12 protein-coding genes are annotated in these 15023 nt (G+C 38.4%); 2 read left to right on the plus strand and 10 right to left on the minus strand.

Going from position 1 to position 15023, the window contains the following annotated elements; translation table 11 throughout:
* Positions 1–62 precede the first annotated feature (62 nt).
* From dusB to DBX24_RS00995, 4 genes are all read right to left on the minus strand, one after another.
* Positions 63–1055, minus strand: a complete 993-nt coding sequence (gene dusB / locus DBX24_RS00980; protein ID WP_160223688.1) for a tRNA dihydrouridine synthase DusB — start codon at positions 1053–1055, stop codon at positions 63–65.
* A gap of 74 nt (positions 1056–1129) precedes the next feature.
* Positions 1130–1801 carry a (d)CMP kinase gene (gene cmk / locus DBX24_RS00985; RefSeq protein WP_160223689.1) on the minus strand — a complete coding sequence of 224 codons (672 nt, stop codon included), beginning with the start codon at positions 1799–1801 and terminating at the stop codon, positions 1130–1132.
* A gap of 24 nt (positions 1802–1825) precedes the next feature.
* Positions 1826–2863 carry a type IX secretion system protein PorQ gene (gene porQ, locus DBX24_RS00990; protein ID WP_260392822.1) on the minus strand — a complete coding sequence of 346 codons (1038 nt, stop codon included), beginning with the start codon at positions 2861–2863 and terminating at the stop codon, positions 1826–1828.
* Positions 2864–2919: 56 nt separating this feature from the next.
* Positions 2920–3561 (minus strand): uracil-DNA glycosylase, encoded by a 642-nt coding sequence (locus tag DBX24_RS00995; RefSeq protein WP_160223690.1) that lies wholly within the window; start codon positions 3559–3561, stop codon positions 2920–2922.
* A 190-nt stretch (positions 3562–3751) separates the two neighbouring features.
* Here DBX24_RS00995 and DBX24_RS01000 point away from each other — a divergent pair, with 190 nt between their 5' ends.
* Positions 3752–4639, plus strand: a complete 888-nt coding sequence (locus tag DBX24_RS01000) for a hypothetical protein (protein ID WP_160223691.1) — start codon at positions 3752–3754, stop codon at positions 4637–4639.
* A gap of 229 nt (positions 4640–4868) precedes the next feature.
* A complete protein-coding gene (locus DBX24_RS01005) occupies positions 4869–6878 on the plus strand; it encodes a hypothetical protein (protein WP_160223692.1) in 2010 nt (669 codons plus the stop codon).
* A 79-nt stretch (positions 6879–6957) separates the two neighbouring features.
* Here DBX24_RS01005 and porN read toward each other — a convergent pair whose 3' ends face one another.
* From porN to DBX24_RS01035, 6 genes are all read right to left on the minus strand, one after another.
* A complete protein-coding gene (porN, locus tag DBX24_RS01010) occupies positions 6958–7893 on the minus strand; it encodes a type IX secretion system ring subunit PorN/GldN (protein ID WP_120489678.1) in 936 nt (311 codons plus the stop codon).
* 25 nt (positions 7894–7918) lie between these two features.
* Positions 7919–9493, minus strand: coding sequence for a type IX secretion system motor protein PorM/GldM (gene porM, locus DBX24_RS01015; RefSeq protein WP_120488734.1), 1575 nt, complete (start codon positions 9491–9493; stop codon positions 7919–7921).
* A 35-nt stretch (positions 9494–9528) separates the two neighbouring features.
* Positions 9529–10065 carry a type IX secretion system motor protein PorL/GldL gene (gene porL / locus DBX24_RS01020; protein WP_120488733.1) on the minus strand — a complete coding sequence of 179 codons (537 nt, stop codon included), beginning with the start codon at positions 10063–10065 and terminating at the stop codon, positions 9529–9531.
* A 25-nt stretch (positions 10066–10090) separates the two neighbouring features.
* Positions 10091–11482, minus strand: coding sequence for a T9SS ring complex lipoprotein PorK/GldK (gene porK, locus DBX24_RS01025; protein ID WP_120488732.1), 1392 nt, complete (start codon positions 11480–11482; stop codon positions 10091–10093).
* Positions 11483–11580: 98 nt separating this feature from the next.
* A complete protein-coding gene (gene glmS / locus DBX24_RS01030) occupies positions 11581–13434 on the minus strand; it encodes a glutamine--fructose-6-phosphate transaminase (isomerizing) (protein ID WP_120488731.1) in 1854 nt (617 codons plus the stop codon).
* Positions 13435–13450: 16 nt separating this feature from the next.
* Entirely contained in the window at positions 13451–15019 is a 1569-nt protein-coding gene (locus DBX24_RS01035) for a DUF4270 family protein (protein WP_120488730.1), read from the minus strand.
* Positions 15020–15023: the final 4 nt, after the last annotated feature.

Here is a 15023-nt window from a genome sequence, read left to right on the forward strand (position 1 = left end):
TTTTAAGGTTAATATTTACTATAATCACTGCGTAAAAGTACAATAAAATTATAATATGGGCACTATGAGTGCTCAAAATTTAGGTAAAAGTCTTTTGCTTCGGAAATGACTGCATCCATTTCTTCTAATGTAAAAACTTGGAGGAATTTTTTCCTGAAATCCTTAAAGTGTGGCACCCCTCTGAAGTAGTTTGAATAATGCTGACGCATTTCTATAAGCCCAAGACGCTCACCTTTCCATTCGGTACTCCACTCGGCGTGCTGCCTTACGGCGATAAGACGGTCTTCTATAGTAGGCTCTGGAAGAAGCTCCCCCGTTTGGAAGTAATGTTTTATCTCTTTGAATAGCCAAGGGTAGCCAATTGCCCCACGACCGATCATTATACCATCGCAATCGTATTTTGAGCGGTATTCAAGTGCTTTTTCCGGGGAATCAATATCTCCGTTTCCAAAGATTGGGATTTCTATATTGGGATTGTTTTTTATCCTGCTGATATGCTCCCAGTCCGCCTCGCCTTTGTACATCTGAGAACGGGTTCTGGCGTGTATGGTCAGTGCCTTGATACCTGCTTCCTGCAACCTTTCAGCAACTTCATCTATATTGATAGAGCTGGAATCCCAACCAAGGCGGGTTTTTACAGTTACAGGCAAGTGGGTAGAAGATACAACGGCTTTGGTAAGCCTCACCATCAGGTCTATATCTTTCAAGACGCCTGCGCCTGCACCTTTGGCTACAACTTTCTTCACGGGACAACCGAAATTAATATCTACAAGATCGGGTTCTACGGTTTCAACGATTTTAGCGGAGAGAGACATCGCTTCTTCATCTCCACCGAAGATTTGGATTCCTACGGGGCGCTCGTAATCAAAAATATCAAGTTTCTTTCTGGATTTAATAGCATCTCTGATGAGCCCTTCGGAGGAGATAAATTCGGAGTACATAAGATCAGCACCGTGAAGCTTGCAAAGGCGTCTAAACGGAGGATCGCTCACATCCTCCATCGGAGCAAGCAATAGAGGGAAGTCTGGCAGTTGTATATTACCTATTTTAATCATAGGCGCAAAGATAGATATTTGGAGCCACTTGTGAGCACGCTGTAGCTCATTGAATATCCCACTAACTACGGTAACTACGGCTTAATATAAGAAAGGATAAGGTTAAGGGTTTCTTCCTTATTAATATCTGAATTATCAATAAGAATAGCATCTTCGGCTTGGATGAGAGGGGCAATTTCTCGGGAGCTGTCAATTTTATCACGAGTGATAAGATTCTCCCTTACAAGCTCAAAATCCATAGGTATGCCGAGCTCCTGAAGCTCTTTAAAGCGCCTCTCTGTACGCTTATCTATACTGGCAGTGAGGAAAAATTTATAATCTGCATCGGGAAGAACCACCGTACCAATATCCCTACCATCGAGGATGACACCACCGTTTTGAGCGATTTGCCGCTGAGTATGGAGGAGGAAGCTACGCACTTCTGGCTGCTTGGCAATAAGGCTCACATTATCCGAAACCTGCTGGGTACGGATTTCTTTTGAGATGTCTTTCCCATTGAGAAAAAGGATGAGGGTATTATTCACCTCCTTAAATTCAAGATTGATATCATCAAAATGAGAAAAGAGAGCAGGGAGATCTATTTCATCGTTTTTCTGGCAGTTTTGAAGGGCAAAAAAAGTTACTCCTCTATATAAAGCACCTGTATCGAGGTGGATGAGCCCTAATTTTTTAGCAATTTCTTTGGAGATGGAGCTTTTTCCTGTAGAGGAAAAGCCATCTATGGCAATTACGGGTTTTTTATTCATTGAAATATTAAAATATTGAGAAAACTACCTTTTATTACCGCTAATTTCCGCGATATCTAAGGAAATACCAAACATATTCATATTAGAGGCATTGTGATAGCGTGTGTGGGCATAGTCAAACCTGAAATAGGAAATCTTGATACCAAAACCAGCAGAAAGCCCAGAGAAATTTCTTTGGTCAAGGACTGCAAGTTCATTCCCCCTCTTGATATTATAGCCAAGCCTGATATTAAAAGACTTCTCTGGGAAGAGCTCTGCACCGAAAGAAAAGTGATCTGCAATCTTCCTGAAGGTACCTACCTCTCGCCCATTGTTATCCAAATCCTGAGAGATATTAAACTGCTGTAAATCGTGTGCTGTAATGGTAAATGCGAGAGGAAAAGACTCCAAAATCTTGGTATAACCCAAATCTACCCTAAATGGAAGCCGCTCGTGGGTGCCATTATAAGTCTTAATCTGCGAACCAAAATTACGAGCAACCAAAGAAAGGCTTTCTTTTTTCTCATCGTTGTGGTAAGTAATGGCAGCAGTAGCAGAGATTGCCATAGAATTATAGGTATCTATCTTGGAAGTGATAAGCCCGAGGCTACCGCCCACCGTCCAATCCTCTTCAAACCGGTAGGCATAATTCGCTCCAATAAAGACATCGGAAGCAGAGAAAGTTCCGTTAATATTCCCAGCTTCATCGGTTCTGTCCATACTTCCATAGTCCATATAGCGAACATTCATTCCCACCAAATGACCGCTCCCAAAATCCTTTGCATAAGCGATGCTCCCTATTTTAGAATCGGCAAGGTATGAGGCATAATGAATAGAGATTCGGTTATCCATTTCCAAGTTCATCAGAGATGGATTTACAGCCGCAATACTCACATCATAGTCTCTGATAGATACGGCATCTCCCCCCAAAGCCGCTTGGCGGGCAGAAATAGGTAAATTGAGGAAGGTATAAACGCTCTGCCCTGTCTGAGCATTAGAATACAGCGCCGCACCAATAAATAACAATGAAAGTAGTCTTCTTTTTTCCATACTAAACTTCGCAAAAGTAGTGTATTTACTCATTTTCTCACAAATGAAATGCGTATATACAACGCTTTTAGCCTTGCCTTATTATATTCTTACCAGCTGATTTCCTTCTTATTTTTAGATTTCAAATATTCATTAATCTTTGAGAATGGTCGGCTACCGAAAAAACCTCTATGTACCGAAAATGGCGATGGATGGGCAGATTTTATCACAAAATGTTTAGCAGTATCGATATAGGCTTCTTTCTTCTGAGCAAAAGCCCCCCAAAGCACAAAGACTACACCTTCCTTTTGAGCTGAAATTTGTTGAATGATGAAGTCCGTAAATCTCTCCCAACCCAAAGCCTGATGAGAATTGGGAGAATGAGCCCTCACGGTAAGTATAGCATTAAGGAGGAGCACCCCCTGCCTTGCCCAGCTGTCTAATTCATTTGAAGTTTTCTTAATCCCTAAATCATCTTCTAATTCTTTAAAAATATTCTTCAAAGATGGAGGTGCAGGAACCTTATCCGAAACCGAAAAGCAGAGCCCGTTTGCCTGAAAGTCGTTATGATAAGGGTCTTGACCAATAATCACCACTTGAATATCCTCAAAGGGCGTTAGCTCTATTGCTCTAAATATTTGCTCCTTTGGTGGGAAGCATTTCCCGCTGGCATATTCCTGTTTTACGCTCTTCCAGAGGTTTGAAAAATAGTCTGTTGTTTTTATTGGAGCAAGGATTTCTTTCCAAGTCATCAGATTTTATTTTAAAAGCAACCAAAAGTATTATTTTTTATGATGATAGGCAAAAGAGAGGTTGGAAAATTTATTTAAAACCCTATCTCAGCAATACTCAATAAGCAATAAAAACACCTGTACTTGTCCATCAATATTAAAAAGTATACCTTGCAGAGGTAATTTTATAGTAAATCTTAATCAATAAACTATGGAGAAAGTGTTTTTTATATTGATGTTATTCATCGCTTCATCTATCGGCTATGCCCAAGAGAACGATATTCTCGAGCGACTTTTTGCATTAAAGAATAATGGTAAAATATGGCTAAATGTAGATAATTATACCATCACTTCTGAGGATTTTGACTATCCTTTTGATGAAAAGGGACTAAAAAAAGCATTCAAAAAAAATAAAATAAAGGAGAGCTGTACCAAAACTAAAAATGCAACCCTCCTCACCGATAATTTCTGTATCTCTGAGACTAAAAAAATAGCCGATGAACTCTACCAAAGCAACCATTATTATTTTATAAAGAACAGAGAGGGAAAAATAAAATTAGTATGGTTTGCAAAAGCGGGCAGTACAGATCAAAATATAGAAGAGACCCTTGTAAATATGCTCTTTGAAGATAAAATACCACAGGAAAAATTCCTCCCCATAAATCCTACTCGGCTCAATATCTTAGACAAGGAAATTATGCTGGGGACCAAGTGCTATTGGACGATGATAAACACCATACAATGCCCCTATAATGGAGAGATGAACTGGGCACTGCACAAGACACTGCAAGGGGCAAAGGAATCCGTGGAAAATCAATTAAAACTCTCCAAGAGCAGAAGTGAAGGCAAAATACAATCTGAAGAGACGGTCATGATCACCTTCCTCGGTGTGCCTGTACAAGCTAAAAAAGTCATCTTCTCCCTAAAAGGTATAAATGCTCTGCTTGTAGGAAATAAGGCACAGCTAATCGTTTATTATGTAGCTGAAAATATCAATGGGAAGAATATAAGCTGTGTAATGAGTTTCTGGAATGACGATGTGCTCAATCCAAAAACCAAACTCCCTGCCCTTATCGAGCAGCTCATAGAAATACAATAGTCTCTACTGCTCTCCCCCCCCTATTATTGTAGTGAGATATACAGACGAAAGCCTTAGAAATCTAAGGCTTTTATTATTTCTAGTCAAAGGGCTTATTATCGAGATAAATCTCATTGAAATCTTAATTTTAATAATAATTTTAACATTTAGAAAGGGAAGTATTAACACTAAAAAGGGATATTAAACCAGAAAAATAATTCCTACATTTGGGCTCGAAAAAAAAACGCATATGAACAGACAGGAATATGAATTCTGTGAGCCGAAACACTGGGCTAAGAAAATAAGTGATGAACAGCTGATAAGCTATCTGCACGAGACCGAGTTCTCCAAAGAGCAAACCGATGAAGGAAGAGATTATTGCTTTGTATTGGATAAGGTAATCTATACCTCCGATGAGGAAAATGCTGAGTACAAACTAATGGCATACTCACTCAACCAGCCCGATAACCTAAAAGCAGCCTCTGTGTATGAACACATACTTGAAGAGGGCGGGCAGTACCTCATCCACAGGATTTCTATCCTTAGAGACGGAGTACTTATTGATAAAACCCCAGATGTAAGCATAAAAGTCCTCGATGAGGAGAATGAGAGTAACGGCGGCGTACTCCAAAGCCTCAAAAAGGTAAATATTACTATTAAAGATCTCAGGCTTTATGATATACTCATCCTTGAGGATACCCTTACAAAACATTTTACTGAGAAAGACTTCCTACGAAAGGCTTTCTACCGCTCCATTGTGGTAAGCCCGGATACCTATTGGGCATACGGCTTGTATAGCTTTGAACTAATTAACGACAGGACACAACCTCTCACCTACAAAAAGCACTTCTACCGAGGTGAAAACGGCAATCTCCTACCTGATGAAACAGGTGAGATACCACAAGGTGAACGCTTCAAATTCTCTCATAACGATTATATTAATGATCTGGATGTGCAACGGGAAGTATACCCATTCATAGACTTTGTAACCAAAGCGAGCTGGGAAGAACTCTCCAACTTCATTACACCATACTACGAGCAGGTAGTAACGGAACATCCACTATCCTCCTATGCACCAGAATTTGCTAAGCAATTGGATGAGATAGAGGATAAAGACCAGCAAATCGCCTTTGCAATAGAGTATGTACAAAACCATATACGCTACATCTACAATGAAATGGAGATGCATGGGCACATTCCCCAATCGCCAGATATTACTTTTACCAACAAGCAGGGCGACTGTAAAGCAAAGTGCGTACTCCTGAAAACCTTCTTTGATTACTTGAACATTAGCTCTGAGATTATCCTCGTGAATTTCCAGGCAGACCATTACCTTAGGGTATATCAGCCGTCTCTCCTCGCCTTTAATCATGTAATTCTAAAAGTTCATTACAACGATAAGGAGTATTTCGTAGACCCTACTCTGCTTGATGAGTATGGTGGACTGGAAAACGGAAGCATCGTCTCCTTCTGCTATTATCTCCCGATAAGACAAGGGGCAAGCCTGCAACAAAGACCTGCTGTAAGCCGTACCAACTACGGTATAGAGGAGGAAATCAACATCAATGTGGTGAACAACAAAGGGAAAATCAGTATTAAGTCCAAGTACCGAAACAACCGTGCCAATGCGATGAGAAGGTACTTCCGAAATGCTAATAAACGAGAAATTATCGATAGCTGGAATAATTTCATTTTCTATTCTATGAACTTCCATAATGATAGAAAAGAGGAGGATATACGCAATGTATTCATCAATCCTAAAATTGAAATCATTTCCGATGATAAACTCAATAATGAATTCATTACTGAATACACCGCAGAGGTAGATAATGCTTACTTTACCGATAAAAACAATGGCAGAAGGTTCCTAATGTTCTTTGACCATAATATCAATAAGAATGTGGGCGACTTTAATCATAAGGATATCCTCTACTGGCATAATTTCGACAGGGAGAAGTATGCCATCCACCTCAATACTGATGAAAGTATTGATACTAAGGAAAAATATACTGTACAAGAGCTGAGTATCAATCACAAATATCTCTCCCACACGATAAAAAAAGATATCAGGAAAAATGGTGGTAGTGCCTATATAGACTATAACCCAATATCTAATGTGGAAATACCTCACGATGAAATCGAGGAACTGAAAAAGCAGTACAGGGAAATCTCTGACAGCAATTTTGGGCTGGGAATAGACATTATTGAGAAAGGATTCTTTAACAAGCTGAAATTCGCTATCAACAAAATACTGAAATAAGCAGGATTAACGGACTTCATTTTATGAACTAAAAAAGCCTTAGAAATATCTAAGGCTTTTGGTTTTATTTAGTGTTTGTTTAGTAGTTCCACATATCATTTTCCATCTGTAGAATCTGGTCTTTTATACGCTCACTTTCCTCGAGCTGTTCATCGGCATCATTAGGGATATAATCGGAGATTACACCACTGCCCTGCCCCGAACCAGACTTGTAGATGACAGATGAGAACCTCCTTGCATTAAGGATATCATCAAATGAAATATTGGAAGAGAGGTTTCTATTATTAAAGACGATAGAATTCGCCAATACTTCCCTTGCATTTGGATAGAAAATCCAAAAGAGGTCTATATAGGTATCATCTTGTGCTATCGGCATACCATCGGGACCTACTTGCCCCATTGCAGAAGGGTCTTGCCCCATTGCTGCTATACCAAGAAGGCGATACTTCATCTGAGAATCTCTCTTGTCTATATACCACATCCCTTTAATCTTAATGAGCTTCACATTGTCGGACTTTACCTCGTAGATATCGGTATATTCCCTCTTTTGCTCATCAGATAGAGGCGCTCCCTGTTCATTGATTTTCTCAACCCCCGCATCGGAGAGCGATTCAAACCTTACACGGTTCTTTATAGCCTCTGGCTCAAGTTTGGTCTGGAACATCTCATCATCATAAACCTCCGTAATTTTCCCTTCAATAATCGCATCATAAAGAATTTGGAATAATGATTTATTCTGACTCACAAGCCCATCACTATTCTGATAAAACGGTTGATTTATCCTGTCATTCAAATCTATGATTTCCCATACGACCATACTTTTAAGGATATCTTTCTCGTCTATATAGCCATATTTAAGAGGTTCTATCTTGGTGGAAACCACTGAATCTCCCACCATCTGTTTGTTTTCTTCTCTTAGTTTTCTGAATTCCTCTGGAGAAGTAGCATTTAATATGGTCTGAGAAAATGCTAACCCAGAAACTAAAATCATAAAACTGCAAATTATCTTTTTCATTTGATGATGATTTTTGAAATCAATATTATTGAACATTAATTACAATCGCAGGGATTTTTTTCAATCCTTGATTACCAATCCCAGAAGCAGAGGCATTGATATTATAGACATAACAAATATCTCCTGGTCTGAGGTTTTTGGCTAATCCTGCCACTGATGCCATAGAACTTCCGCTAACGGTCATCGCTGCCTTACCAGGCACTTTAAACATAAAGCTATTTACCTGGAAGGATACTGGCCAATCAAAATCTGGCATTGCAACAGATACCGTCTGGTTCGGGATAGATGAAGCAGGCATACTTACTACATTTTCACCTCGGATCTGACCTACTGGTGTAGGAAGCCCTTTAATTCTGAAAGTAAATGACTGCGAAATCACTTGTCCTTTTGGTCCTCTACCAGAAATGGTAAGCGTAGTAGAGTTGCCCGCACCAGGGGTTACATTCCACTTACCTCCCCCCACTTTAGTAACCGAAGCACCAGAAGCGGTAAGGGTAGTCTGGCTATTATCCGCACCTAAAATAGAGCCCGAAATAGGATTTGCAAGACCTCTGTAAAGCACTTGCATTTTCTCTGCAGCAAGCAAAGCCCCACTTTCAAATGCTACTTCCTTAGCTCCTGCAATCACTCGATAAGTGTGATTATATGGAAGAGATACTTCTTTGCCATTAGCATCTGTAAAGGATACATTACCACTAAATGAGAAATTATCCCCAACGGTACCCGTAGGTAAAGCCTTTATACCTTGTCCATTCTCCTCTCTATCAACATTTGAAAACTTCAAATTAGGTAGAGAGCTTGAGTAGTTCCCAATCACAACCTTAGCAACAGCTGGCTCTCCCTGTAAAACTACCGTAGGGGCAGATACAATCGCCTCAAAAGCATTGAATTTAATATCGGCATCTACTTTCTCTTGAAGGAGGTTTGCCAAGACATCGGATTCAATATTTCTTGCTTCTGTCTGGATAACTTCTACATTTGAAAGAGCAGCGATTAGGGGCTGATTATAAAATTTCCTTACCAGCCAATTCTTTTTATTTCCTTTTTTATTCTCTGTAATCAAGGACTTTTGCGCCCTCTCTACCACCTGCTTCATCGTATTATCTTTCGCAAAAGAAGCTACGATAAACTCTCTTAAATCATTAATTTTTTTAACGACTGCCTGAGCTTCCTTAGTAGGTTTGTTTTCATTGGCATCTACAAAATAATAATGGGTAGAAGCATCTGTATTATTCAGTGCATTGAAGTTAAAATCATCTTCATCACTACTTTGCTTTAAGTCTAAATCTGCAAATTTAGACATTGCGAGTTTTGATTTTTCTAACTCTTCTACCAAGTCATTTACCTGCTTTTTTAAATCTTTATACTTCTGATATGGAGCTTCAAAAGTATCTGGTGAGTTTTTTGCCTTCTGTTGTAAAGTTTGCTCAAAGATTTCATTTTTAGTCTGAGTAAGCAATCTTGTTTCTTCAAGAGAGCTTTTTGTATCATTATAGGATCTAATGATTTCCTGGTCTATTTGCATTGCAAGCATCGCAATAAAAACCAAGTACATCAGATTGATCATCTTCTGACGCGGAGTTTCTTTTCCGTGTGCCATCTAAGTACTTTTATAAGGTTAAAAATTAGTTCAAATTACGACTTCATTGCGCTAAGCATACCTGCATAGACTTTATTCAAGTTATTAAGGTTAGCTGTAAGCTGTTGTAATTCCTGATTAAACTTATCTGAATACTCAGCGGACTTTTGTAATTCATCTATGGAAGAAGAGAATTTCTCAATTCCTGTTTTAAAGCTCTCAAGCAGAGTATTATCTACCTTAGCATCTGCAAGCATTTTATCTAATTTAGTAGAAAGAGAGGTTTCTAATTCTCTTAATTCTGTCGTTTGCTGAACTAAAGATGTGGTCTGTCTCGGCGTTGGCTGTGCATTTTTATCCAAAAGCTCTGGATATACATTTTCCCAAGCGTAAGTTTCTTCTGTCTTTGGAGGGTTAAAAGCATATACCATAAAGATAATAGCCTCAGTGATAAGTGCACCACCTAAAACCCAGTTTGGATTGATAAGACCACCAAAAGTAGTGTGTGTCATCTTAAAAAATGCTCCTAATATAACAATTGCAGCACCGAATGAATACGCGAAATTTAATATTCCGTCCTTAGTTTTAAACATAATATTCTAATTATTTTTTAATTTTTTATTTCGTTTTCTTTTTATATCTACCTGTTCCCTCTGGAATATCCTGTACCGTACGGAAACCTATATAGCTTCTTGCAGAATCTTTTCTTTCCCAGTCTCTATACCCTGTCATAAGTACATAACCAACATCTTTCCAAGAACCTCCTCGAACCACTTTTTTCACTTCCTTATATGCCTGGTTAGATAGATAAGGATTTAAAGTAGAAGAAAACTGATAAGTTGAGTTGTTGTACGGAGATTCCGTCCATTCAGCTACATTCCCAGCCATATCATAGAGCCCAAAACCATTTTTATGGAATTTCTTTACAGGAGCTGTATAGGTATAAGTTCCTTTTTTCTCATCTTCAATATAGCTACCTCTTTTAGGTTTAAAGTTAGCAAGGTAGCAACCTCTATCATCTATCAGGTAAGGACCGCCCCAAGGATAGGTTGCATTTTCCAGACCACCTCTTGCAGCATATTCCCATTCAGCTTCTGTTGGAAGTCTGAATGCCATAGCTCTTTGTTTCTTTTTCTTTTGACTCTTATTATAGTCGCTTTTAAACTTGGTTCTGAAATTACAATATGCTCTCGCCTGCTCCCAAGTAACGCCCACTACTGGATAGTTCTTGTATGCAGAATGCCAGAAATAGCCATCATAAAGAGGCTCGTTATAAGCATAATTAAAGTCTTTTACCCATACCGTAGTATCTGGATAGACAGCAATGCTCTGCTTTTTAAGATAATCTGCCCCTCTTGATTTATCTTTAATTGCAGATTCTCTATCCTCCCACTGATAACTATATTTAATTTTAGACCAATCAATAACCCTTTCATCATTGATTCTCTGGTCTTGTGGCAAGTACATTGATTCTAAAATTTCTGCATATTCTACATCTGGGTAATCATTAGGATCCCAATACAAACGAGCAGAATAATCCAGTCTCTTGGATTCATCATATCCATCTCTTCCGCCTTGTGATTCCAGATACTCCTGATATGGAGTTTGGTTTTCTGTTTTTTTAGCCAGATAAGCATAAGGACTGTCATCCCCCACTGCTTCTGCTAAAAGAGTTCTTGCAATAGAATCTCTTACATAATTAACGAAGAAACGATATTCCGCATTTGTAGTTTCGGTTTCATCCATAAAGAAAGACGAAACAGTAACTGTTTTCAGAGGTGCTTTTTCGGGAGTACTTACCATATCTTGATCTGCAAGCCCCATTACAAAAGAGCCACCAGGGATAGCAACCATACCATAAGGTCTTTCTGCTACAAAAGCTTTTGCTTTCTCCCTTGGAATAATTTCCCCTTTTGTTCTTGGCTTACCAGAAGTACCTCCACCTCCTGAACCTGAACACGATACAGCAACTACAGATGCTGCAAATAGTATTGGCAATAAATTTTTCATTCTAAAATTATAATTCCTAATAACCTAACTTCTAACGAAGAAAATTTTATATTATTTTACTTGATAAAAAAATCTATAAATTATTTCTATGAACCTAATTATTCTACTGTTACAGATTTAGCTAAGTTCCTCGGTTGGTCTACATTAGCTCCTCTATAAACCGCGATATAATATGCTAACAACTGCAGTGGAACAGATACTACTATCGGAGAGAAACACTCGGAAGTCTCTGGAATTTCAATAATATAATCCGCCATTGATGCTACTTGCTCATCCCCTTTATTTACAACGGCTATTACTTTTCCTTTTCTCGCCTTGATTTCCTGAACATTACTTACAATTTTATCATAATGCCCTTTTTTAGGAGCGATAATAACGATAGGCATATTCTCATCAATCAAAGCTATAGGTCCGTGCTTCATCTCAGCAGCTGGATAGCCTTCTGCGTGAATATAGGAGATTTCTTTAAGTTTCAATGCACCTTCCAAAGCAGCCGGATAATTATATCCTCTACCCAAGTATAAGAAGTTAGCCGCATCTACAAATTCTCTCGCTATATCCTGTGTAATTTGATGTGTATTTGCTAAAACATCTTCAATTTTTTTAGGAAGGGTATCTAATTCTGTGATAAGCCTCATAAATTCTGCATTGCTTAAATTACCATTGTGCTTACCGAGTTTTAAAGCGATTAATGATAATATCGTAAGCTGTGCAGTAAATGCTTTAGTAGAAGCTACACCAATCTCCGGCCCCGCATGGGTATATGAGCCTGCATCTGTAATCCTTGCAATGGAAGAATCTACCACATTACAAATACCATAGACAAAAGCTCCTCTTTCCTTAGCCAGTTTAATAGCCTCCATAGTATCTGCTGTTTCTCCCGATTGAGAAATAGCGATAACCACATCTTTATTGGTAATAATCGGATTTCTGTATCTAAATTCAGAAGCATATTCTACCTCTACTGGAACTCTTGCAAACTCTTCGATAAGGTATTCACCGATTAGCCCTGCATGCCAGGAAGTACCACAGGCAATAATGATGATACGCTCTGCTTTATTAATTCGCTCCAAATGATCCCAGATACCCGCCATTTTTATGATACCTTCATCTACTAAAAGACGCCCTCTCATTGTATCGTGAATAGATTTTGGCTGTTCAAAAATCTCTTTCAACATAAAATGCTCATAGCCTCCTTTCTCTATCTGCTCCAAACTTATTTTAAGCTCTTGTATAGCTGGCGTTATTTTTTCATTATTCTTAATAGAACGGATTTCCACGCCATTTTCAAGGCTTACGGTAGCCATATGCCCTTCTTCAAGGTAAATAGCCTCCTTAGTAAATTCTACAAATGGAGAGGCATCGGAAGCGATGAAATACTCTTTATCACCAAGACCGATGGCAAGCGGAGAACCTAACCTCGCACAAACCAAAAGACCTGGGAAATCATCGTGCATTACTGTAATTGCATAAGCACCATAGACTTCATTCAAAGCAGAACGAACCGCTTCCGGAAAAGAAAGCGTAGTATCTATATCCATAAAATACTGGATAAGATTCACTAAAACCTCAGTATCTGTATCTGACTGAAAAGTAAAGCCCTTTCCGAGAAGCATTGTTTTAATTGTATCATAATTCTCTATAATACCATTATGAATCAATGCAATTTTTTTATTATTAGAAAGGTGTGGGTGGGAGTTTTTATCACTTGGTGCACCGTGAGTAGCCCATCGGGTATGCCCCATCCCCACTTTTGATTTTCCTTTTAAATTTTCAGAAATCCTTACCAGGTCTTCTACTTTACCTTTGGTTTTTGCTAATTTAAATGCTGAGTTATCATCATCTAAAACAATACCTGCACTATCATAACCTCTGTATTCCAATCTTCTAAGTCCATTGATTACAATATCATAAGCATCTTGAAAACCTGTATATCCTACAATTCCACACATAGTTATTTTATTTTTTTTATTTCTTGATATAAGTTATAAGCAACTGAGCTCTCTTGTCATTTCCCGCATCGGTACCTACTAAAATCACCCTTTCTGGGGAATAGATTCTACTATCTACATTTTGTCCATAAAGACCTTTCTTACCTGAAGAAGTATTCACAAGATACTGCCCAAGTTTAATAATAAAATCCTGATTGGTCTGCCCTTCCTTCTCTACTAAATCTTTTAGCGTTTGTGTAATATTAATTTCATAATAAGAAGGATGAGAAGCTAAATCATAGCCTTGAGTCAATCTGTAATTTGCCTGATATTCAAAAGCTGATAAGTCTTTTAAAAACTCATAAAGCGTCTTTCCATTTGCATCCTGTTTATTTTGCATTACCGTAAATGCTTGTGGCTTTGCAAAACTATTGTTCCAAAGGTTTGCATCGGTATAGAATCTAAATTTAGCTGATAAAATCCCTACTTTATCGGTTGTGAATTTATTTTTAAGAGCATTTATCGTAGCATCTGGAATCTTCACACCAAAATTTGGACCTCCCATACCTTGTACATACAGCTTTGCATCTCCCGATGTAGAATTAGCACTCGCTAATGCCGTAGCTGCTGCTGAACCTGTTCTATCGTATTCAATTTTACTAAAGCTCGCATTGGAAGAGCCCAAATTCAAGGTAAAAGTAGCGTTTTCAGTTTTAGTAGTACCGTTAGCCGTTACCTCTTTCTTATAATAGATAGTAATATCTCCATCTTTTGGTATTTGGAGTTTCATAAGATATCCATCGGTTTCTGCAATGGAGATTTTAAGCCCTTTAAAGTATCGAATAAAGTTTGAAAGATTGCTAAGCTCTGCACTCCCTTTCTTATCAAATATTTTAGTTTTAAAGAAATTAGCATCTAAATTCATCCTGATGGTTGCTGGGCGACTCAAAAGAGATGAATTATCACTTTTCTTGGTTACTTCTACGGAACTGATTTTACCATTAAACGATTTACTTCCTAAAAGCGCTCCTTCTGTTACGGATTTATCGGAATAATAAATATCATTTACAGAACCGAGGAAGTCATTAATTTCATTTACATTAATGGTAATCGTATTGCTCGCATTTCCGTACTTATAGACAGGATAGGTCTTTACTACCTTTTTTGCTGGGGTATTATCTGCTCCCCAGACAATGTTTTCATCTGTGGTAGTTGTCTCATTAGCTGTTCCTGTAAGGTATTTAGGCCTTAGAGAGAGCACTACGGAGTCAATTCTCGGGTTTGTACCAAAATCTGGATTAAAAGATGCCAGTCTCACCTGCGAAACAAAAGAAGCCTTTTGCCCTCCAAACTGGTTTTCCTTAAAAGCACCTAATACAACTGTATCTTTCCTTACCGTACCCGTAATCCTGCCGTCGGCTCTTAGGGTATCAGAATTGGAGATATTATAAGCGACGAGGTCATAAGACTCATCTACTCCCTGTGCTAAATTATTTTCAAAAAACTGAGAGCCAAGATTATCTGGGTCAGACTCGCAGCTCCATAAAACCAAACTACCCGTTATCATTAAGAATAACTTAATAGCTTTACTTGTATTCTTTATCATTGAA

Origin of the sequence: Bergeyella cardium, from assembly GCF_009914665.1 — a bacterium.
GTDB lineage: Bacteria > Bacteroidota > Bacteroidia > Flavobacteriales > Weeksellaceae > Bergeyella_A > Bergeyella_A cardium.